Raw genomic sequence first — 21003 nt, 5'->3', positions numbered from 1 at the left:
TGCCCTACGTGGATAGACAACAATGATTCAAAGCAATTTAGCGCCAAATGGTATGGCGGTCACCCCCCATCACTTAGCAAGCAGCAGTGCCCTAGCGATTTTACGCCAAGGAGGCAATGCGATTGAAGCCATGGTCGCTGCTGCTGCAACGATTGCCGTCGTTTACCCTCATATGAATGGATTAGGTGGCGATGGTTTTTGGTTAATCGTGCCCCCCGAGGGCGAACCTATTGCAATTGATGCGAGTGGTGCAGCGGGATCATTAGCCACCGTCCAGAGTTATCATCCTCAGACAACCATTCCTTTCCGAGGTCCACAGGCTGCGTTAACTGTAGCCGGAACGGTCAGTGGCTGGCAACTTGCGCTAGACTACGCCACACAGCACTTTGCAGACGCTCTACCGCTGTCCACATTGCTTGCTGATGCGATTCATTATGCTGAATCCGGTATCCCTGTCACGGCCTCACAGGCTGACGCCACGAAGATCAAAGCGGGAGAACTGGCACACTTACCCGGGTTTAGCGATATTTATCTTCCTAAAGATCGTGCGCCATTGGCGGGAGAGTGTTTATGTCAGCCTGATTTGGCCCGTAGCCTAAAAGCGCTCGCCAGCGAGGGGCTTGATAGCTTTTATCGCGGAACACTCGGCAAGAAAATTGCCGCGGGCATGGCACAAATTGGTATGCCGATTACCGAACACGATCTTATCGATCATCAGGCACACTACAAAACGCCGCTCAGCGTGAAACACTCCTGCGGGACGCTTTATAATCTTGCTCCCCCCACTCAAGGTCTCGTTTCACTGGCGATTCTCGGTATTCTTGACCGCTTCAATCTTGAACAATGTGATGAGATTCAGACTATCCATCGCATTGTTGAAGCGACTAAATTGGCCTTTACGCTTCGCGACGAGCATATCACGGATCCGAGAGAGATCACCCTTGATCTGCAACAACTGCTTAACACCACCCCCTTGGATGCGTTAAGTCAGCAATTGAAGACCGACCACGCTGCGCCTTGGGGAGAACCGCTGCTACCGGGTGATACCGTATGGATGGGTGTCACCGATAAAATGGGGTATTCGGTATCCTTTATTCAAAGTATCTACCATGAATTTGGTAGCGGCGTTGTCATTCCGGAGACCGGGATCCTATGGCAAAATCGCGGCGCAGCCTTCAGCTTAGAGACCGGTCACCCTCGGTGCCTCGCGCCAAGAAAGTACCCTTTCCACACGCTAAATCCTGCAGCCGCTAAATTGAATGATGGCCGAACCTTAGTGTATGGCTCGATGGGCGGTGATGGACAACCCCAAACGCAAGCAACACTCTTCACTCGTTACGTTCAACAACAACTCCCGTTGCAAGAAGCCATTAGTGCCCCACGCTGGTTACTGGGGAGAACATGGGGCAATGCCTCCGACTCGTTGAAACTCGAATCGCGCTTTAGCGAGGAGACCTATCGAGGACTCAACGCGTTAGGTCACCGTACTGAAAGGCTCGAGGCTTGGAGCGAAGCCACTGGCCATGCTGGAGCAATTGTCCGCCATCCTAATGGGCTGGTGGAAGGCGCTAGCGATCCTCGAAGCAACGGTAGTGCTGCCGGTTATTAAGGAATAATGATGAATAAAACGATTCATTGGCCGAGTTATATAACTCAGATGAGCCTGCTGCTCAATGTACAACTCGATGCGTCGCGCCAAGTCGAGCTGGCTCGACAGCTCGCTCGTATTGCGGATATTGCCGCCCCGTTAATGGCTTATCCTTTAGATGAGCGTCAAGAAGTGGGAGGCGTCTGGAAACTATGAATCTCGCCTCTTTGACTATCAAAGCGCTACATCAACATTGGGTATCCAATCAGCTTAGTGCGGTTGATATCACCGAGTATTACCTTTCGGCAATCGGTGCCGCTAACCCTGAGTTGAATGCTTGGACGACGATTACCGCCTCACGGGCAAGGCAAAATGCGGAAAAACTGGATAAACAGCGTGATGCTGGCAACCTGTGTGGACCGCTAGCAGCCATTCCTTACGCCGTAAAAAACCTGTTCGACGTTAAAGATGAGGTGACCCTCGCAGGGGCTGAACTTTTCAGCCAGCGTCAGGCGGCTTTGGAAGATGCCTGGGCGATTCAACAGCTCAATCGGTCGGGGGCTATCCTTACCGGTATGCTCAATATGGACGCTTATGCCTACGGTTTTACCACCGAGAATAGTCATTATGGCGCATGTCGTAATCCGCTCGATATGACGCGTATCGCGGGGGGATCATCGGGCGGTTCCGCCGCTGCAGTTGCTGCGGGCTTGACACATTTCTCACTCGGCACAGACACTAACGGGTCGATTCGCGTTCCCGCCTCACTCTGTGGGGTCTTCGGACTAAAGCCGACCTTTGGTCGCCTCTCACGTCGAGGCAGCCATCCGTTCGTGGCAAGTCTTGACCATATTGGCCCGTTAGCTCGCCATGTCGAGGATCTGGCAGTAGTTTATGATCAATTACAAGGTCATGATCCCGGCGATCGCTTTCAATCCGATCATCCAGTAAACCCCGTTTCGGCCCAGCTCGGACAACAAAAAAAGACGTTGCGAGTCGCAGTGTTAGGCGGGTATTTTACACAATGGGCAGACGATCACGCCCGAGCCGTCACTGAGAAAGTAGCCCGCGCGCTAGGCGCAGATCATGAAGTCGAACTCGTCGATGCTGAGTTGGCACGTTCCGCGGCCTTTTTACTGACCGCGAGCGAGGGAGGTAGCCATTATCTGAATGCATTACGTGACATGCCAGAGCGTTTTGAAGCCAATTCCCGGGAACGTTTACTGGCCGGATGTATGCTCCCCGCCAGTTGGCCTATGCAAGCACAACGCTTTCGTGAACATTTTACGCGTCAGATATTGGCACACTTTGAGAAGTTCGATCTATTGATCGCCCCAGCCACCCCGTGTGCGGCGACAGTGATTGGACAGCAATCGATTGAAATCCAAGGTAACTCGCTGCCCACAAAGGCCAGTATGGGAATGCTCGCACAACCTCTCTCTTTTGTCGGGCTACCGGTATGTACCGCCCCAGTGCGCACGGATAACGGTTTGTCGATTGGTGTTCAGCTTATCGCTGCGCCTTATCAAGAAGCGACAACCTTGGAAGCCGCCTGGCGATTAGAGCAAAACAACGTTACGTTGAAACAAACCTTTTAGGAAGCCCCGATGGTCGATATGACAATTAACCAACCCCATGTTCTTGCAGAAGTGAAACACCAATTTACTCGCTACGAAATCGCCCTCACCACTAACGATACTGTCGTATTAGATGAGCTTTTTTGGCATAGCCCCCACACGGTAAGGCTGGGTGCCGGCGAAAACCTCTATGGTATTGAAGAAATTCAGGCTTTTCGTGCAAGTCGCCCTGCCGCTAATTTGGACCGTAACCTAAGAAATACTGTTATCACGACCTACGGTGAAGAGATGGCGGTGTGTAGCACGGAATTTACGCGCGACAACACCACCAAGATAGGCCGCCAGCAACAGACTTGGATAAAGTTTCCACAAGGCTGGCGTATCGTTGCCGCCCACGTCAGTCTGATGAGCTAAGGAATAAGGCCTTCCCTTATTCCTATAAACTATTAGGGTGCTGGGTGGTGAGTGACCCAGTGCTCGGCTATCTGCTGACGCGTACAGATCCATACATCTGGAAATTGTTGGATATGGTCAAGGAATCGCTGTAATGCCCGGAACTTGCCTGGCCGGCCTAATAATCGGCAGTGCATCCCTATCGATAGCATTTTCGGCGATGTCGTGCCTTCTTCGTAAAGGACGTCGAAACTGTCTCGCAAATAAGTATAGAATTGCTCTGCGGTATTAAAGCCCTGCGGGGTCGCAAAACGCATATCGTTGCATTCAAGCGTATACGGGATCACTAAATGGGAATGTTGCTGGCCATCATGAGTGGTCACAGGCATCCAGAACGGGAGATCATCTCCATAATAATCGCTGTCATACAGATAGTCGCCTCGCTCCACTAATAAACGGCGTGTATTTGGGCTATCTCTACCGGTATACCAGCCCACTGGCGGTTTACCGAACAGTTCAGTTAGGACGGCTGTCGCGTTGTCCATATGCTCAGCTTCTTGCTCTGGCGACATGGCCTGATAATGGATCCAGCGCCAACCATGACTGACCACATCATAGTCCGCCTCTCGAATCGCTTGAACAATCTCAGGGTGACGGGCGAGAGCCATCGCAACGCCAAATACCGTTAGTGGCAGACCACGACGTTGAAATTCTTGATGTATCCGCCAAAATCCGGCGCGCGAACCGTATTCATACAGGGAGTCCATCGACATATGCCGGTCAGGATAACTGGTGGCACCGATAATATCGGACAAGAATTGTTCAGAGCCTGCATCACCATGCTCAACGTGATTCTCTGCGCCCTCTTCATAATTAAGGACAAACTGTACGGCGACTCGCGCTTTATTGGGCCACTCAACTTTGGGTGGTTGTCCTGCATAACCTATCAAATCTCGCGAATACTTCTTTGCAAGAAGATCTTTGATAATCTCACTACCCTTCATCTACAATACTCCATGAATCAAAAAACGATATCTTGAAACAATTGTTGCAAAGCCTGTGCCAACTTAGAAATAGTGAAACAGACGTTACGATACTCTTTCAGATTTCCTTATATAAGGCCTCAATATGACTATTAAACTTCGTCCTTTAGAACGTGAAGATCTTCGCTTTGTTCATCAACTGGATAATAATGCTACCGTGATGCGCTATTGGTTTGAAGAGCCCTATGAAGCCTTTGTCGAGCTCTCCGATCTCTACGATAAACATATTCATGATCAGAGCGAACGTCGTTTTGTGGTCGAGCATGAAGGTGAAAAGACCGGACTGGTGGAGCTAGTAGAAATTAACCATATCCATCGGCGGGCAGAATTTCAAATTATCATCGACCCTGATCATCAAGGTAAAGGATTAGCCAATAAGGCAACGCGTGCCGCAATGGATTACGGATTTTCTGTACTGAATCTCTATAAGCTTTATTTGATTGTTGATAAAGAAAACGAAAAAGCGATCCATATTTATTCGAAATTAGGCTTTGAAACAGAGGGGATTTTAAAACAGGAGTTCTTTATCAATGGCACCTACCGTGACACCTTAAGAATGTGTATTTTTCAGCCTCAATATTTGGCGAAATTTCACAGCGGTAATGACAATCAGTCGTTATTACCGCCTACCGCACAATAGCGATATAGCTAGATACCGCTAAGATAATGAACCTTTATTTAGCCAAACATGCTGCATAAGTAACGTTCTAAGGCAATACGCGAACTAAACCCATGAGGTATTCCATAATGCTCTTGATTGTCACTGGCAAGATAGAGCGGAAATTCTTTGTAGTGATCGCAAGTTTTTAAATCGGATGTCGGTTCTGCGAAATTCTGGCTACGCTCTTTAAGGGTAGGATGGATGACTAATGCCGTTCTTCCCAAGCGAGCTTCACGATTTACATAAACATAATGGTCGGCGCGGCGATAACCATAAGTTTTTGGCGTTACCACGTCGACTTCAAATCCCGCTTTTTCTAATACCTTAGCCACTTCATCCGGTCGTAAATACATATAAAAACCCCTTAATTTTTTATCAGCGAACTTTATCCTAGCCCAACAAGCTTGTAGTTCAGATCATTCGGAATTTTCTCTAAGATTATACAAATATAAAAAGCTGACTATAATTATTAACACGAATTCAAATCTTGGAGAATATGATGGCTAAGAAATTACAACAATATGATTTACCAGAAGATAATGCCGACGTACAAGAATTAGCTGATTCCCTAGAGGCTCTACTGAACTCTTATGGTGACGATGCCAAAGAAGGGTTCGACGAAGCGCGCAGTAATGCAGAGCGCCTCTTGAAGAAAACACGTGCCACCTTCAACAAAGGTAAGAAATCACTTCGAGAAAACTTATGTGACTCTGGCTGCCAAGCGACGCAGTGGGTTCAAGATAACCCCGCTTCAGCTTTAGGCGTTACCGCAGCGGTAGGCTTCGTATTCGGTCTATTACTGTCGCGTAAATAATGCGTTAACGCGCAAAATAAACCGCTATCAACCAGCGCTCAACCGCTGGTTTTTTTTTGCATTTTTTTCACCACTCCCCCCCTCCTGGCCCGTTATTTGCTTAGCATGATAATTATTAGCTATGCATATTTTGATTAAATTTATTTATTGAAACAATTTTCCCTAACCACTTGTCATGCCTAGGAAAAATCCCAAATCAATGCATATATATGCATTCAATGCTGCATAAAAAGGTTGTTAAAGCGTTTCAGTGTGATAGGTTTACTTATCTAATAAGAATGGAAATATTTATAACTCAATGATTAAATAAACAATATCAGGAAATAACAGTAAACATGACAATAAAACTCCAAGTCAAAAATTTGCATAAAATTTTTGGGGGTAACCCTGAGCGCGCCTATAAGTTGCTCGAACAAGGTTACGATAAAGAAAGCATACTCGATAAAACTGGCTTATCAGTTGGTGTTAACAATGTGGACCTCACGATTCACGAAGGCGAGATATTTGTGATTATGGGGTTATCCGGTTCGGGTAAATCGACACTGGTCAGATTACTCAACCGTTTGATTACCCCTAGCCGTGGGCAGGTGCTTATCGACGGTCAAGATATCGCGCAAGTTTCTGACAAAACGCTGCGTGAAATACGCCGGACAAAAATCAGTATGGTCTTCCAATCCTTTGCTCTGATGCCTCATATGACAGTGCTAGATAATACCGCTTTTGGCATGACCTTAGCTGGCATTGAAAAATCACAGCGACTGAGTAAAGCATTAGAAGCCCTTCGCCAAGTTGGATTAGAAAAATATGCCTCATCCTGGCCTGACCAGCTTTCAGGTGGAATGAGGCAGCGTGTCGGTCTGGCCAGAGCGCTCGCCAACGATCCCTATATTCTCCTGATGGATGAAGCCTTTTCAGCCCTCGACCCGCTCATTCGTACAGAGATGCAAGATGAACTGGTCAAACTGCAATCAAAACAGCAACGCACAATAGTGTTTATCTCCCACGACTTAGATGAGGCAATGCGCATTGGTGATCGTATTGCTATTATGCAAAACGGTCAGGTCGTACAGGTTGGAACGCCTGATGAGATCCTCAACCAACCCGCTAATGCCTACGTAGAAACCTTCTTCCGCGGGGTCGATATCAGTCAGGTCTTCAGTGCAAAAGATATTGCGAAGCCGGCCACCGGCTCGATCATTCACCGTGTCACGGGCTTAGGGCCGAAATCGGCTTTGAAATTGCTGACCGATCAGGACCGCGATTATGGTTATGTCCTCAATAAGCAGCACTATGCCGGCATAGTGACCGCTGAAAGCCTACAGCGTGCGGCCAAGGAGAATCTGCCATTAGAGCAGGCCTATCTTTCTCATCTCTTACCTGTAGAGGCCTCGACCTCCCTAAGCGATCTGTTTACACCGGTAGCTGATGCGCCCTGCGCCCTGCCTGTGGTCGATGAGACACAGCAATTCTTAGGGATCATTTCAAAAAGTACGCTATTAAAAGCTTTAAATCGGGAGGCCGGTAACCTATGACCACTACGACTAACGACCCTTGGAGCACTCGTTCCGATACGACGACCAGTTCCGACCCTTGGGGCGGGGCAAATAACAGCACCCCCTCTTCGTCTTCCCCCGATCAGAGCGATTGGTTAAATAGTGCACCAGTCGAGCATCACACTTTCTCGTTGAGTGATCCGTTTCACTCAACATTGATTCCGCTCGACCACTGGGTGACGGTAGGTATCAATGGCCTCGTTGAGCATTGCCGCCCACTGTTTCAAGGGATACGGGTACCTGTCGACTATATTTTAAGTAGTTTTCAACAGTTACTCACTCATATTCCCGCTCCCGCGGCGATTATCCTCTTTGCTTGCATCGCATGGCAGCTGACGAACGCACGAATGGGGATAGGCACGTTCGTCGCGCTGATTTTTATTGGCTGCATTGGCGTCTGGAATGATGCAATGATTACCCTAGCATTAGTCCTCACCTCGCTATTTTTCTGTGTCCTAATTGGACTTCCTCTCGGTATCGCTTTAGCACGGAGTGATCGTGCCGCAAAAGTGGTACGCCCTCTATTGGATGCGATGCAGACAACGCCTGCGTTTGTCTATTTAGTCCCCATTGTGATGCTATTCGGGATCGGGAATGTACCCGGTGTGGTGGTCACCATTATTTTTGCTGTGCCGCCGATTATCCGCCTGACGATCCTCGGAATTAAGCAAGTGCCAGAGGATCTGATCGAGGCGAGCCAATCTTTTGGCGCAAGTCCGCGACAAATGTTATGTAAGGTTCAGCTTCCTATCGCGATGCCATCCATTATGGCGGGTATAAACCAAACGCTTATGCTGGCACTTTCCATGGTCGTCATCGCCTCAATGATCGCGGTCGGAGGATTAGGACAAATGGTTCTACGGGGTATTGGTCGTCTCGATATGGGACAGGCCTCTATCGGCGGGGTCGGTATCGTTATTCTCGCCATTATCCTCGATCGGTTAACACAATCCTTCGGCGTCGATAAACGCCATCAGCGCCACCAGCGTTGGTATCAAACCGGCCCCATCGGTCTACTCACCACTCCTTTTCGTCGAACCACTCACCGTTGAGAACTGATTATGCGTAAATTACTCATTACTTCTGCTGCCCTTACCCTCTTAACCAGTATTGGCACTCAAGCTAGCGATCTTCCTGGACAAGGTAAGACGGTTAAACCTATTCAAAGCACGATTACCGAGGAAACTTTCCAAACCTTATTGGTTAGTCGGGCATTGGAAAAATTAGGCTACCACGTTTCTGATCCTGAAGAAGTGGATTACAACGTGGGTTATACCTCGATTGCTAAAGGGGATGCGACGTTTATGGCCGTCAACTGGCAGCCTTTACAAGAGAATATGTTCGATGCCGCAGGCGGTCATTCGGCCTTTTATCGGGAAGGGCATTATGTCACTGGCGCAGCACAAGGCTACTTGATCGATAAGAAGACTGCCGAGCAATATCACATCACTAATATTGAGCAGTTAAAAGACCCTAAACTCGCTAAACTCTTTGATAGCAATGGCGATGGTCGTGCCGACCTGACCGGATGCACGCCCGGCTGGGGATGTGATACCGTGATTGCCTACCAAATGAAAGCCTATCAGCTTGAGCAAACGGTCTCTAATAACCAAGGGAACTATGCGGCGATGATGGCTGATACCATCACGCGTTTCAAACAAGGTAAACCGATCCTTTACTACACCTGGACCCCTTTCTGGGTCAGCGATGTGCTGAAGCCGGGTAAGGAGGTTGTTTGGTTAGAGGTGCCTTTCTCTGCCGATCCGCAAAAAACGGATACCACATTACCTAATGGGAAAAATTATGGTTTCCAAGTCAACAATATCAATATTATCGCTAATAAACAGTGGGCTGAAAAAAATCCTGCGGCGGCTAAACTCTTTGCAGAAATGAAGCTCCCGTTAGCGGATATCAATGCAGAGAATGCTGCAATGCGTGCCGGTCAAAGCTCTGAGGCAGACATTAATCGTCATGTGGATGGATGGATTAAAAGCCACCAGGCCTTGTTTGATCACTGGGTAACCAGCGCTTTACACTAATACACCTTCTTACCAAGGGCCCGTCGTGGCCCTTACTATTATGCATCTTTTGCCCAAACCCTCCGCACTAACTGGTTCATACTATCGCGCGCTGTAACACGACTAGATAATTAGCATTGTAGTAGTCATCTTAGTTATTTTATCGCTGGTAATCAGTTTCAATCTATGACAACTTTAACGGTTAGGTAATTCCCCTTCGTCTGCACGTTGCGGTAACGAGTAGTGAGTACATAGCTGTAAAAATGAGGTGTGACTTGGACAGTTCTTTCGAACCAATTGAAAAGATGTTATCTAATCTGTCGCTTCGCCACGACAATTATCCTGTGCGTGTGGTGCTGTTGACACGATTGCACATGCATATTCAAACCAAGCTTCTTGAAAATCGTAATAAAATGCTCAAGGATCGTGGACTTAATGACACCATCTTTAATGCGTTATTAACCTTAGATGCTTGTGACAACCAGAGTATTCAACCCTCTGAACTCAGCTCAGCATTGGGATCTTCTCGTACCAATGCAACGCGCGTTGCGGATGAACTCCAGAAACGCGGTTGGGTAGAACGCCGTGAAAGCGATAACGACCGTCGCTGCCTGCATCTTCACTTAACGGATGCTGGCTATGAATTTCTTTGCGAGATACTGCCTCCACAGTACGACAGTTTCCAAGCGATATGGGGCATTCTCTCTTCAGAAGAGCAAAACCAATTGGAATCTATCTACCGCAAATTACTCGATCATCTCGATACTTTTTCGCAAAACTCTCCGCCGAGTTCCGATCAAGAATAAAAACTTATTATTACTTTCGATTGATACACTTCACTAAGCTGAAGTGTTTTTTTATGTGTAGTCTTTATAGCAGGATTTAAGTTATGACTTCCGTTGAGAAATCACCTTCACCAACGTCTCCGCCAGCAAGGAAAAAACGTAAACCCCTTCTGATACTCCTTCTGGTCGCCTGCGTTATTATCGCGATTGCTTACGCTCTATATTGGTTCTTAGTTTTAAGCCACCAGCAGGATACAGATGATGCCTACGTTGCCGGAAATCAGGTGCAAATATCCCCTCAGATTTCAGGCAGCGTGAGTAAGGTATGGTTTGATAACACTGACTTAGTGCATAAAGGCGATATCTTGGTTTCGTTGGATAAAACCGATGCGAATCAAGCGCTAGATAAAGCCGAAACCGCCCTAGCCAGTAGCGTGCGACAAGTGCGACAATTAATGATTAATAATCGCCAATATCAAGCCAATATCGAGTTGAAGCGGACTGCATTAGCCCAAGCAGAAGCCGATTTGGCTCGTCGTAAACCCCTCGCACAACGACAACTGATTGGCAGAGAAGAGTTACAACATGCCCGCGATACCGCGGCCAGTGCCAAAGCCTCTCTCGATGTTGCCATTCAGCAGCTCAATGCGAACCAGGCCATGATTTTGAATACGCCTCTGGACCAGCAACCGGTTATCCAACAGAGTGCTACTGCACTCAAAGATGCTTGGCTAGCGCTGCAGCGTACCGATATTCGCAGTCCTATCGATGGTTATGTCTCACGCCGCAGTGTTCAAGTTGGCGCACAAATCACACCAAGTAGCGCGCTGATGGTAGTGGTCCCCAGCCAAGAATTATGGGTGGATGCTAACTTTAAAGAGACACAACTTGCTGACGTACGCATTGGCCAGCCTGTCACCGTGACAGCAGATATCTATGGTGATGCAGTGACCTATCATGGCAAAGTGGTCGGTTTAGATATGGGAACGGGCAGTGCCTTCTCTTTACTCCCCGCACAAAATGCCAGCGGTAACTGGATTAAAGTGGTACAACGCTTACCGGTACGCGTCTCCTTAGACCCGCAAGATCTTCAGCAACATCCGTTACGTATCGGACTCTCAACTCAAGTAACAATAGATGTCCGCAATACTTCGGGTCAAGCACTGGCCACGGTGATGCGTAAGTCGCCTGCTTATGAGAGTGACGCATTAACCTTACAGTTGCAGCAAGCGGATCACATTATTCAGCGAATCATCAACGCTAATGCAGAGTAACCGCCATGGCTCCTAACGAGAGAAAGCCTTTAGAACATGCACAACTCGTGTTGATGACTATTGCGTTATCGCTCGCGACGTTTATGCAAGTTCTTGACTCAACCATCGCGAACGTGGCGATACCGACGATAGCGGGTGACTTGGGTGCCTCGAACACTCAAGGCACTTGGGTTATCACCTCTTTTGGCGTCGCGAATGCGATTTCGATCCCCCTGACTGGGTGGTTGGCGCGCCGTTTTGGTGAGGTGAAGCTATTCGTTGCATCGACGGCAGCTTTTGCTATCGCCTCTTGGGCTTGCGGTATGTCTAGCACCTTAACCATGCTGATCATCTTTCGCGTTATACAAGGCGTGGTGGCAGGTCCCTTAATCCCTTTATCCCAAAGCTTATTACTCAACAACTTCCCGCCAGCAAAGCGAAGTATGGCCATGTCGTTGTGGGCGATGACCGTGATTGTGGCGCCAATTTGTGGTCCCATTCTCGGGGGCTGGATCAGCGATAATTATCATTGGGGCTGGATATTTTTCATCAACGTCCCGATAGGTATCGTCGTTGTCTTGCTCGCCCTGAAAACGCTCGGTAAGCGTGAGACACCTACCCGTAAACAACCGATCGATATTGTCGGCTTAGTGATGTTGACCTTAGGGATTGGCTGTTTACAAGTCATGTTGGATAGAGGGAAAGAGTTAGATTGGTTTAGTTCCACAGAGATCATCACCCTAACGGTAGTGGCTGTCATCGCCTTACTCATTTTGATTATCTGGGAGCTTACTGACGAACATCCGATTATCGATCTATCGTTATTTAAATCGCGGAATTTCTCGATTGGTTGTGGTTCGATTAGCCTAGCTTATATGCTCTATTTCGGGACCATCGTGCTACTCCCTCAACTGCTCCAAGAGGTCTTCGGTTATACCGCTACTTGGGCAGGATTGGCTTCTGCTCCGGTCGGGATACTCCCCGTGATATTGTCCCCGAGCATTGGCCGCTTTGCGCCACGGATTGATATGCGTTATTTGGTGACGTTTAGCTTTATCATGTACGCAATATGTTTCTATTGGCGCGCCTATACCTTTGAACCAGGGATGACTTTTGCTGATGCCGCTTGGCCACAGTTCATCCAAGGTTTTGCGGTGGCCTGTTTCTTTATGCCTTTAACAACCATTACCTTGTCAGGCCTTTCGTCAGATCGCATTGCGGCAGCCTCTGGACTATCAAATTTTATTCGAACACTAGGCGGATCGATAGGCACGTCTATTACCACCACGCTGTGGACCAATAGAGAAGCGATGCATCATAGCCAGCTAACTGAATCCGTCACTGCTTATAATCCTAATGCTCAGCAAAGCTATCAACAGCTGGAATCCTTGGGGATGAGCCACCAGCAAGCCTCAAGCTATATTGCTCAGCAAATTACTGACCAAGGATTGATTATTTCCGCCAATGAAATTTTTTGGGCGGCTGGCGGGATATTCATTATGCTATTAGTGGTGATTTGGTTCGCCAAACCCCCTTTTCATTCTGGAGGTGGGGGCGGAGGGGCTCACTAATAAAAAACCCCCGATAATGGGTTGTCCAACTATCGGGGGTCACTTCATCGTGGCGCTTTTTTATTAGGCTTTTTGTTGACGCCACCATTCGCCTAATAAAATACCCGCAGCGACTGACACATTTAAACTTTCGATATTTCCGGTTCCGCCGATAGAAAGACTAATATCTCCTTGGCGTAACGTATCCTCATGTAACCCTTCCCCTTCTTGCCCTAAAACGAAGACGGTTTTTGCCGGGAAGGTGGTAGAGGCTAAAGGTTGCCCTTCATGACTTGAGGTCGTGACAATGCTATATCCTGCACGACGGAAGGCATCGAGGCCTTGCAGGAATGACGGTGCAGTCACTGCACGCACGTGCTCAGCCCCGCCTTCTGCTGTTCTCACCGCCGCCCCGGATTCGAGTAAGTTAGCATCATTAACTAAAATCGCTTTAGCCCCGAAGTGGGCGCAACTACGCATGATCGCCCCTAGATTATGGGGGTTACCCACGTTCTCTAATGCCACCACACAATCTTGTTCTGCAGCTTGCGATAACCATGCTGCAACATCTAATCCCGTTTGTTTCTTAATGATGAAGCAAACCCCACCGTGATGCTCTGTACCCGCTGCTTTAGCCAACTCGGTGTCATCGACGACGTGATAGGCTTTACGGTTTGCCGCTAACCAGCGTAAGGTCTCGCGAAAACGAGGGGTGACACTCTGCACGAACCAGGCCCGAACAATGGCTTCTGGACGGCTTTGGAATAATGCCTGACAAGCATTTTCGCCATATACGCGCGTCTCTTCTTGGCGCTGACGACGAAGCTGTTCCGGATCAATATAACTTTTTGCCGTCAGACCGTCTTCCGCGCTAGGTGCTTGCGCAGACTCTTTCTGTTCTGTAGGACGTTTAGAGACGGTACGCCAAGGTGAATCATTACGATGAGATGAAGATTCATTACGACGTGCAGAAGAGTCATCACGGCGAGGAGATGATGAACGACGATCTGTCGGTGCCTTGCGGTCTGACGAGCGACCACCTTTACCCGTCCGCGGATTACCGCTGCTGCGCGAAGAAGTCGCCTCTTCACCGCGAACATACATTACTTTCACTTTACTGCTTTTACTTTTATTTTCGTCGTTCATCACATTCTCCTGTTACTGAGCGCGCAGATTACCTGATGTCTGCTCGCTTAGCTATCTTCTTTGTCGGTGAATTAACGATCACTCTACCAGAAATACTGCTATCGCGTAGCATCCCCCGCTTAACTCCATTAAACTGTATTTTTTATCCAGTATCGATTTTTTATGACTCAATGTAATGCCGTATTACAACTCCGAGCACAACGTTTAGCGGCCGCAACACGTCCATTTCTTGCGCGCGGTAATCGGGTAAACCGTTGCCAACGTTGTCTCTTACCTCAGCGTAATTGCCTGTGTTCAACGATACAACCTCAACCTGCCCGTAGCCGCTTCTGTCTAATGATGTACGATACGGAACCGATGAAGCCAAGTAATACAGGGAGATTGATCGCCGATATCTTACCGGATACCTTGGCTTACCAATGGTCGAGGACCACCTTTGATGATAAAGATTTTCTTGAAAATATCGCACGCAATTATCAACCGATGGTGGTATTTCCTGCCAGCTATGCGCAAACCGATAGAACCATTTTGCATCGTCCACCACTTGAAGGTAAGCCTCCACTCTTTATCATGCTGGACGGAACCTGGAGTGAAGCGCGAAAAATGTTTCGTAAAAGCCCATGGTTAGAGAGCTTTCCGGTGATCTCGGTCAATGTTTCGACGCCAAGTCAATATACCTTACGGGAAGCGCACAGCGAAGCACATCACTGTACCGCTGAAATTGCCGCGGTGCTGCTTGCTCAAGCAGGTGACGCCGCCGCCGCTCAGCAGTTATCTCAACATTTTTCCCTATTTAGGGAACGCTATTTAGCCGGTAAACCGCATCACCCTATCCATACACGGCAAGAATAACGATTTTTACAGCCACCGCGAACGGAGGAGCCATGAGTCAACTCGGATTAGAAGCATTATTGAAGCCCAAATCCATCGCGGTAATAGGCGCATCACAAAAAGTTGGCCGTGCAGGCCATCTCATGATGAAAAACCTATTAGCCGGTGGCTTCTCTGGGGCTATCCTGCCGGTCAATCCCAACTATTCCGCTGTCTGTGGGGTAATGGCCTATCCATCCATTTCTGCGCTTCCGGTAGTGCCCGACCTCGCTATCCTCTGTACTCATGCTCGACATCTCGCACAACTTCTCGACGACTTAGGGGAAAAAGGCTGCCGAAGCTGTATTATCCTCTCGGCATCCAAAGAACACTTTACAGCTTTACTTGCTCGGGTATCTCGTTGGAATATGCGATTACTTGGGCCAAATAGCTTAGGGTTAATCGCTCCCCATCAGGAACTGAATGCCAGCTTTTCTCCTGTACCGGTGGCCCGGGGGAACGTTGCTTTTATCGCGCAATCTACTGCCGTTGCCAATACGATTCTTGATTGGGCACAACAGCGGAAAATCGGTTTCTCATGGTTCATTGCCTTGGGAGACGGTGTGGATATCGATAGTGATGACTTACTCGATTTCCTAGCCCGGGATACCAAAACTCACGCTATCTTAATCGCTCTTGAACATTTGAACGACGCTCGTCGTTTCGTCTCTGCGGCGCGTAGTGCATCGCGCAATAAACCCATCGTTATGTTTAAAAGTGGCCGAAGCCGTGCTGCACGTCTGTTAGTCGGCAGCGAAGAGACCTTCGATGGAACCTGGGATGCTGCGATTCAGCGAGCAGGAATGCTAAGGGTTTACGACTCTCACGAGTTATTTTCGGCCGTTGAATCCTTAAGTCATATGCGTCACTTCAAGGGTGAGTCACTATTTATTGTGAGTAATGGCGTTGCCCCGGCGGCTTTAGCATTGGATGTACTGGAAGAACGCCAAGGTACCTTGCTTCAGCTTAGCCCTTCGACAGCTCTACGTTTACGCGAACGATTACCCGATAATATTCCTGTCACGAATCCTCTCGATCTGAAGGATGATGCGACTACCCAACTTTATCTAGACGTTACCGCTATACTGCTCGATAGTCCGGAAGCCGAGGCGATTATGGTCATCCATGCGCCGAGTGCCGTTTCCCCTGCGAGTGCGTGTGCTGAACAATTAGCGAAGCTTTATACACAGCATCCGCGAGCCAAATATAAAACCTTATTAACTAACTGGTGCGGGGAATACTCTTCGCTAGGCGCTCGAGCCATTTTCTCTCAGGCGAGGATCCCCACTTGGCGGACTCCTGAAGGAACTGTCACAGCGTTTATGCACCGCGTCGCCTATCATCGCAACCAGAAACAGCTGAGAGAAACTCCGGCAAGACTAGCAGTACAACCCTTAGGTCGTACTGATGTTCGCAAATATTTGCAACAGCAAGTCGTCAGTGGTTCATCTTGGATACGGGGTACAGACTTAAACCGTGTCTTAGCGGGCTATGGTTTTCTGCAACCAGAACGCGCAATCGAGGGCGTTCAGGAACAAGATCGACAACGGATTCGCATCGTGGTGCAACTTGATCCTCTCTTCGGTCCGATCATTTTAGTGGGTGAACCCAGCGAAATGTGGCATGAAGATAGGCATGCCGTTACGTCATTGTTACCGCTGAATATGGCGCTGGCTAATCACCTCATAGCCCAAGGTATTCAGCAGCAAAAAATGTTTCGGCGCTGGAAAATACGTTCAGAAGCTATCTATCAACTCAGTCAACTTCTCGTTCAGCTCTCTGATCTCATTATTGATTGTCCAGAAATTAGCACCTGTCAGCTAGACCTCTTTGTGGGTAAACAGACGCCACTACTTTTAATCGATGGCCAACTTTCTCTACAACCATTTGTCGGGGATAGCGAAGACCGGCTGGCTATTCGCCCCTACCCACAGAAATATGAGCAATGGGTGAGTTTAAAAGATGGGCAACAAGCCTTATTTCGCCCTATTCTTCCTGAAGATGAACCACAGCTATTAGCTTTTATTGGTCAAGTAACGAAAGAGGACCTTTATTACCGCTATTTCAGTGAGATTAACGAATTCACCCATGACGATTTAGCTAATATGACGCAGATTGATTACGATCGAGAAATGGCGTTTGTCGCAGTGATCCAAGAAAACGGTATCGATACGATTATTGGTGTGACACGCGCGATTTCAGACAGTGATAATATTGATGCCGAGTTTTCAATTTTAGTACGTTCCGACTTAAAGCGATTAGGGCTTGGCAAAATGCTGCTGGAAAAGATGATCAGTTACACGCGAGATCATGGTTTGAAACAGCTAAACGGTATTACTATGCCTAACAATACAGGGATGATCGCTCTGGCTAAACAACTTGGCTTCCGCTGCAAAAATAGTGTTGAGGATGGTATTGTCAGCTTACGCCTGGCGTTAGAATCGCCAATAGAAAATAGCCATTCTTAGCCCTTTTGATGCTATAGTGTCGAGTTAAGGTTCCCGAGTCTTATCCTGTTTTTCGATTCCTAATAGAAGAAGCGTAATGCGATGTTGCCAAAAAATAAAATGAATTCTCACCAGCGATACCTTGCAGAACTGCCAAAATTGCCGCAATCAATCTCTGATTTTTCATTTTTGTACTCTGCAGCAGAGTTTCACCACACGCTTTTGGAAAAAATAGCCCAAGCTCAATACAGAATCTGCTTGGTCGCTCTCTATCTAGAGAACGATGAGGCTGGGCAATCGATTATGGCTGCTCTCTATCAAGCGAAACAAAATAATCCGCAGCTTGATATCAGTATTTGTGTCGATTGGCATAGAGCACAGCGCGGACGCATCGGCGCTGCGCGGGGTGAAACGAATGCCGATTGGTACTGCAAACTGGCTGAACAAGCAGGGGAGCTAGCAATTCCTGTCTATGGTATTCCGGTTAATACCCGGGAAGCTCTAGGTGTATTGCATCTGAAAGGTTTTATTTTTGATGAGACGGTAATTTATAGTGGGGCAAGTATCAATAATGTTTACCTTCAACAGCAAGAACGTTATCGATATGACCGCTACCAAATCATGAAAAACCCAGCGCTTGCAAATATTATGTTTGATTGGATTAGCATCAATCTTAAGCAATCCGATGCCGTGCACCGATTAGATCTTAAAGATCGCCCAACCAGTCTTGAGATCAAAAACGAAACCAAGATTTTCCGCCAAGAATTGAGAACCTTCAATTACGAGTTGAAAGATTTAGCTGACGAACAACAACTGGCCGTCACGCCGTTAGCAGGTCTAGGTAAACGTAGTTTTCTTAATCAAACTATTTTTCACTTGATGCCCGCGACCGAAAAGAAATTGGTAATTTGTACGCCCTACTTTAACTTACCAGCCATTTTGGTTAGACATATCATTCGTCTTCTACGTCAAGGCAAAGAGGTTGAGATTATTGTCGGAGATAAAACGGCGAATGATTTCTACATTCCGCCGGAAGAACCTTTTAAAGTGATCGGCGCACTGCCCTACCTTTACGAAATCAACTTACGCCGCTTTGCGAGTCGATTGCAATATTATCTCGATAATGAAAAGCTCACGGTTCGTTTATGGAAAGACGGTACTAATAGCTACCATTTAAAAGGTATCTGGGTAGATGAAGAGTGGATGCTGCTCACCGGGAATAACTTAAACCCTAGAGCTTGGCGCTTAGACCTTGAGAATGCAATATTAGTGCATGATCCTCATCATCAACTGGCCGAACAAAAGCGCAAAGAACTCTCGCTGATCCGAGAGCACACCACTATCTTGCGCCAATTTCATGACTTAGAAAGTATCGCTGATTACCCTAATCGGATCCGTAAACTGATCCGTCGTTTACGTCGGATTAGAATCGATAAACTCATCAGCCGCATACTGTAGCTCATTCTGCCAGCATCTGCTGGCAGAACCCTAACTCATTACAGTTTCTCAACTGCTTTTTTATTCGGTAAGCTCATACTAATTAATAACACGATAATCCCCATTGCCGTGACGTACCAAAAGAAGCTCGATTCCATCCCTTTTTGCTTCAAACCTAACGCAACAAACTCAGCTGACCCACCGAATATGGCGTTACCTATAGCGTAAGGAAGGCCCACACCGAGTGCGCGAAGTTGTGGGGGGAAGAGCTCGGCTTTTAATAATCCACTAATTGAAGTATAAAAACTACAGACCATTAGCGCTAAAGAGATTAACAGGAAGATTGCGGTGAGACTATTAACTACAGTTAGGTAAACCATAATGGGAACGGTGAACAGTATTATTCCTGAAGAAAAAAAGAACATCGACATTTTACGGCCAATTTTATCTGATAATGCCCCTGCAATCGGCTGTAAAAACATAAAAAGTAATAATGCCCCCGTCATTAGCATACTACTCGTTTTGGCATCTAACCCAACGCTATTGATGAGATATTTTTGCATATAAGTCGTATAAGTATAAAAGGTCAATGATCCTCCAGCACTAATACCGATGACTTTAATGAAAGGTCGCCAATAATGACGTAGAAGGTAGGATAAGCTGCCAGAATTTTTATTCGTACGCTGGTTTTCATCGCTGGTCTCATGGAGTGATTTTCTCAACCATAGTGCAACAATGGCCAAACCGGCACCAATTAGAAAAGGAATACGCCATCCCCAAACTCGTAAACTCTCATGATCTAGGATCTGTTGTAAAATCACTACAGTCAGAACGGCCATGAGCTGCCCACCGATTAAGGTTAAATAATGAAAAGATGAATAGAAGCCCTTCTTCCCTTCAGTGGCAATTTCACTCATATAGGTTGCGCTGGCACCATATTCTCCGCCAACTGAGAGACCTTGCAACATTCTTACGACCAATAAAAGTATCGGTGCGAATAAGCCAATTTGGTTATATCCGGGTAAAAAGGCAATCACTAACGATCCAAAACACATGATATACACCGATATTAGCATCGCCTTTTTACGACCAAAACGATCACCAATATATCCAAATAACCATCCACCGATAGGCCGCATTAAAAAGCCCGCGGCAAACACCCCTGCTGTTTGCAGTAACTGCGTTGTGGCATCACCCTGCGGGAAGAAAATATGGGCAAAATAGATGGAGAAAAAAGAATAAACATAAAAGTCGAACCATTCGACTAAATTTCCTGAAGAGGCGCCCAAAATAGCCTTGATTCTTTGAATGTCACTAAGTGAAGAAATCGACGACGTCACCTTTTGTCTATTCATTACAGGAACCCTCAATTATTCAATGTATTATGTCATGATTAATCAGAATAAGAGGTTGCTAAACTAAGTAAAGGGATGATTTTTCTAGATGAGTGTTTAATCAATATTTTATCATTGGATAAATGCTGCCCAACGCAAAAAGGCCATCCGTTAGGATGGCCTTTTCGACTTATTGGATGCCTGGCAGTTCCCTACTCTCGCATGGGGAGACCCCACACTACCATCGGCGCTACGGCGTTTCACTTCTGAGTTCGGCATGGGGTCAGGTGGGACCACCGCGCTAGTGCCGCCAGGCAAATTCTTTGTGCTAGAAACGTTCCTTTTTGACGTACTCGGCGTTAACTTCCCTCGTGCTGCTCTGTCACATACCTCTGTATGCTCCTTCACATCCCTTGGTCGTCGCCTTGATTACGATAAAAATTAATCGTTTCTTTACTTCGCAATGCTTTAAATAAACGAACGTGTTCGCTTACCTTTCTATTCGTTAATCTGTCAACGCGCTGATAAATCTCT

Annotated in this window: 19 protein-coding genes and 1 rRNA gene; 15 read left to right on the top strand and 5 right to left on the bottom strand. The window is 47.3% G+C overall.

Going from position 1 to position 21003, the window contains the following annotated elements:
* Positions 1 to 22 precede the first annotated feature (22 nt).
* Genes BMX14_RS15160 through hpxZ form a run of 4 tightly spaced genes read left to right on the top strand, consistent with a single transcriptional unit; the run spans position 23 to position 3579 of the window.
* Positions 23 to 1609, top strand: a complete 1587-nt coding sequence (locus tag BMX14_RS15160) for a gamma-glutamyltransferase family protein (RefSeq protein ID WP_092678220.1) — start codon at positions 23 to 25, stop codon at positions 1607 to 1609.
* Positions 1610 to 1618: 9 nt separating this feature from the next.
* Positions 1619 to 1804 (top strand): oxalurate catabolism protein HpxX, encoded by a 186-nt coding sequence (gene hpxX / locus BMX14_RS15155; protein WP_092678219.1) that lies wholly within the window; start codon positions 1619 to 1621, stop codon positions 1802 to 1804.
* Positions 1801 to 3186, top strand: coding sequence for an AtzE family amidohydrolase (locus BMX14_RS15150; RefSeq protein ID WP_092678218.1), 1386 nt, complete (start codon positions 1801 to 1803; stop codon positions 3184 to 3186). The genes hpxX and BMX14_RS15150 overlap by 4 nt, the downstream gene beginning before the upstream one ends.
* A 9-nt stretch (positions 3187 to 3195) precedes the next feature.
* A complete protein-coding gene (gene hpxZ / locus BMX14_RS15145; protein WP_092678216.1) occupies positions 3196 to 3579 on the top strand; it encodes an oxalurate catabolism protein HpxZ in 384 nt (127 codons plus the stop codon).
* Between the two features lie 32 nt (positions 3580 to 3611).
* On the opposite strand, the gene puuE is transcribed toward hpxZ, so the two are convergent.
* Positions 3612 to 4562, bottom strand: a complete 951-nt coding sequence (gene puuE / locus BMX14_RS15140; RefSeq protein WP_092678214.1) for an allantoinase PuuE — start codon at positions 4560 to 4562, stop codon at positions 3612 to 3614.
* Positions 4563 to 4686: 124 nt separating this feature from the next.
* Between puuE and speG the strand changes: the two genes are divergently transcribed.
* Positions 4687 to 5241, top strand: a complete 555-nt coding sequence (gene speG, locus BMX14_RS15135; protein ID WP_092678212.1) for a spermidine N1-acetyltransferase — start codon at positions 4687 to 4689, stop codon at positions 5239 to 5241.
* Positions 5242 to 5279: 38 nt separating this feature from the next.
* On the opposite strand, the gene BMX14_RS15130 is transcribed toward speG, so the two are convergent.
* Entirely contained in the window at positions 5280 to 5615 is a 336-nt protein-coding gene (locus BMX14_RS15130) for a DUF2002 family protein (RefSeq protein WP_048914136.1), read from the bottom strand.
* A 146-nt stretch (positions 5616 to 5761) separates the two neighbouring features.
* Between BMX14_RS15130 and BMX14_RS15125 the strand changes: the two genes are divergently transcribed.
* The 7 genes from BMX14_RS15125 to emrB all read left to right on the top strand — a co-directional run bounded on the left by BMX14_RS15125 (position 5762) and on the right by emrB (position 13256).
* On the top strand, positions 5762 to 6076 hold the full coding sequence (locus BMX14_RS15125; protein ID WP_092678210.1) for a DUF883 family protein: 315 nt from the start codon (positions 5762 to 5764) through the stop codon (positions 6074 to 6076).
* Between the two features lie 335 nt (positions 6077 to 6411).
* A complete protein-coding gene (gene proV / locus BMX14_RS15120) occupies positions 6412 to 7608 on the top strand; it encodes a glycine betaine/L-proline ABC transporter ATP-binding protein ProV (protein WP_092678208.1) in 1197 nt (398 codons plus the stop codon).
* Positions 7605 to 8681 (top strand): glycine betaine/L-proline ABC transporter permease ProW, encoded by a 1077-nt coding sequence (gene proW, locus BMX14_RS15115; protein WP_092678206.1) that lies wholly within the window; start codon positions 7605 to 7607, stop codon positions 8679 to 8681. Before proV ends, proW begins: the two co-directional genes overlap by 4 nt.
* Before the next feature lie 9 nt (positions 8682 to 8690).
* Entirely contained in the window at positions 8691 to 9668 is a 978-nt protein-coding gene (gene proX, locus BMX14_RS15110) for a glycine betaine/L-proline ABC transporter substrate-binding protein ProX (protein ID WP_092678204.1), read from the top strand.
* A 254-nt stretch (positions 9669 to 9922) separates the two neighbouring features.
* Positions 9923 to 10453, top strand: a complete 531-nt coding sequence (mprA, locus tag BMX14_RS15105) for a transcriptional repressor MprA (protein ID WP_092678202.1) — start codon at positions 9923 to 9925, stop codon at positions 10451 to 10453.
* Positions 10454 to 10536: 83 nt separating this feature from the next.
* Positions 10537 to 11706, top strand: a complete 1170-nt coding sequence (gene emrA, locus BMX14_RS15100; RefSeq protein ID WP_092678199.1) for a multidrug efflux MFS transporter periplasmic adaptor subunit EmrA — start codon at positions 10537 to 10539, stop codon at positions 11704 to 11706.
* 5 nt (positions 11707 to 11711) lie between these two features.
* Entirely contained in the window at positions 11712 to 13256 is a 1545-nt protein-coding gene (gene emrB / locus BMX14_RS15095) for a multidrug efflux MFS transporter permease subunit EmrB (RefSeq protein WP_092678197.1), read from the top strand.
* 63 nt (positions 13257 to 13319) lie between these two features.
* Here the strand turns inward: emrB and BMX14_RS15090 are convergent, their stop codons facing one another.
* Positions 13320 to 14381, bottom strand: coding sequence for a tRNA/rRNA methyltransferase (locus BMX14_RS15090; RefSeq protein ID WP_092678195.1), 1062 nt, complete (start codon positions 14379 to 14381; stop codon positions 13320 to 13322).
* A 162-nt stretch (positions 14382 to 14543) separates the two neighbouring features.
* On the opposite strand from BMX14_RS15090, the gene BMX14_RS15085 reads away from it, so the two are divergent.
* The 3 genes from BMX14_RS15085 (at position 14544) to pssA (ending at position 19156) form a co-directional block, all read left to right on the top strand.
* On the top strand, positions 14544 to 15233 hold the full coding sequence (locus tag BMX14_RS15085; protein ID WP_092678193.1) for a tRNA-uridine aminocarboxypropyltransferase: 690 nt from the start codon (positions 14544 to 14546) through the stop codon (positions 15231 to 15233).
* A gap of 32 nt (positions 15234 to 15265) precedes the next feature.
* Positions 15266 to 17719, top strand: coding sequence for a bifunctional acetate--CoA ligase family protein/GNAT family N-acetyltransferase (locus BMX14_RS15080; protein WP_092678191.1), 2454 nt, complete (start codon positions 15266 to 15268; stop codon positions 17717 to 17719).
* A gap of 81 nt (positions 17720 to 17800) precedes the next feature.
* Positions 17801 to 19156: a CDP-diacylglycerol--serine O-phosphatidyltransferase gene (gene pssA / locus BMX14_RS15075; protein ID WP_092678189.1), complete on the top strand. Its 1356-nt coding sequence runs from the start codon at positions 17801 to 17803 to the stop codon at positions 19154 to 19156.
* Positions 19157 to 19194: 38 nt separating this feature from the next.
* Here the strand turns inward: pssA and BMX14_RS15070 are convergent, their stop codons facing one another.
* Complete coding sequence (locus BMX14_RS15070) at positions 19195 to 20490, bottom strand: MFS family transporter (RefSeq protein WP_092678187.1); 1296 nt, start codon at positions 20488 to 20490, stop codon at positions 19195 to 19197.
* Positions 20491 to 20668: 178 nt separating this feature from the next.
* A 5S ribosomal RNA gene (rrf, locus tag BMX14_RS15065) occupies positions 20669 to 20784 on the bottom strand.
* Positions 20785 to 21003: the final 219 nt, after the last annotated feature.

The sequence above is a fragment of the Rosenbergiella nectarea genome (genome assembly GCF_900111105.1).
In the GTDB taxonomy this organism is placed as follows: domain Bacteria; phylum Pseudomonadota; class Gammaproteobacteria; order Enterobacterales; family Enterobacteriaceae; genus Rosenbergiella; species Rosenbergiella nectarea.
The sequence above is the reverse complement of the archived record's forward strand: the minus strand, read 5'-3'. Positions and strand labels throughout refer to the sequence as shown.

Excerpts from the sequence above, each read along its gene's own strand:
- BMX14_RS15160 (WP_092678220.1), top strand. The coding sequence starts at position 23 with ATGATTCAAAGCAATTTAGCGCCAAATGGTATGGCGGTCACCCCCCAT.
- hpxX (WP_092678219.1), top strand. The coding sequence starts at position 1,619 with ATGAATAAAACGATTCATTGGCCGAGTTATATAACTCAGATGAGCCTG.
- BMX14_RS15150 (WP_092678218.1), top strand. The coding sequence starts at position 1,801 with ATGAATCTCGCCTCTTTGACTATCAAAGCGCTACATCAACATTGGGTA.
- hpxZ (WP_092678216.1), top strand. The coding sequence starts at position 3,196 with ATGGTCGATATGACAATTAACCAACCCCATGTTCTTGCAGAAGTGAAA.
- puuE (WP_092678214.1), bottom strand. The coding sequence starts at position 4,562 with ATGAAGGGTAGTGAGATTATCAAAGATCTTCTTGCAAAGAAGTATTCG.
- speG (WP_092678212.1), top strand. The coding sequence starts at position 4,687 with ATGACTATTAAACTTCGTCCTTTAGAACGTGAAGATCTTCGCTTTGTT.
- BMX14_RS15130 (WP_048914136.1), bottom strand. The coding sequence starts at position 5,615 with ATGTATTTACGACCGGATGAAGTGGCTAAGGTATTAGAAAAAGCGGGA.
- BMX14_RS15125 (WP_092678210.1), top strand. The coding sequence starts at position 5,762 with ATGGCTAAGAAATTACAACAATATGATTTACCAGAAGATAATGCCGAC.
- proV (WP_092678208.1), top strand. The coding sequence starts at position 6,412 with ATGACAATAAAACTCCAAGTCAAAAATTTGCATAAAATTTTTGGGGGT.
- proW (WP_092678206.1), top strand. The coding sequence starts at position 7,605 with ATGACCACTACGACTAACGACCCTTGGAGCACTCGTTCCGATACGACG.
- proX (WP_092678204.1), top strand. The coding sequence starts at position 8,691 with ATGCGTAAATTACTCATTACTTCTGCTGCCCTTACCCTCTTAACCAGT.
- emrA (WP_092678199.1), top strand. The coding sequence starts at position 10,537 with ATGACTTCCGTTGAGAAATCACCTTCACCAACGTCTCCGCCAGCAAGG.
- emrB (WP_092678197.1), top strand. The coding sequence starts at position 11,712 with ATGGCTCCTAACGAGAGAAAGCCTTTAGAACATGCACAACTCGTGTTG.
- BMX14_RS15090 (WP_092678195.1), bottom strand. The coding sequence starts at position 14,381 with ATGAACGACGAAAATAAAAGTAAAAGCAGTAAAGTGAAAGTAATGTAT.
- BMX14_RS15085 (WP_092678193.1), top strand. The coding sequence starts at position 14,544 with ATGACTCAATGTAATGCCGTATTACAACTCCGAGCACAACGTTTAGCG.
- BMX14_RS15080 (WP_092678191.1), top strand. The coding sequence starts at position 15,266 with ATGAGTCAACTCGGATTAGAAGCATTATTGAAGCCCAAATCCATCGCG.
- pssA (WP_092678189.1), top strand. The coding sequence starts at position 17,801 with ATGTTGCCAAAAAATAAAATGAATTCTCACCAGCGATACCTTGCAGAA.
- BMX14_RS15070 (WP_092678187.1), bottom strand. The coding sequence starts at position 20,490 with ATGAATAGACAAAAGGTGACGTCGTCGATTTCTTCACTTAGTGACATT.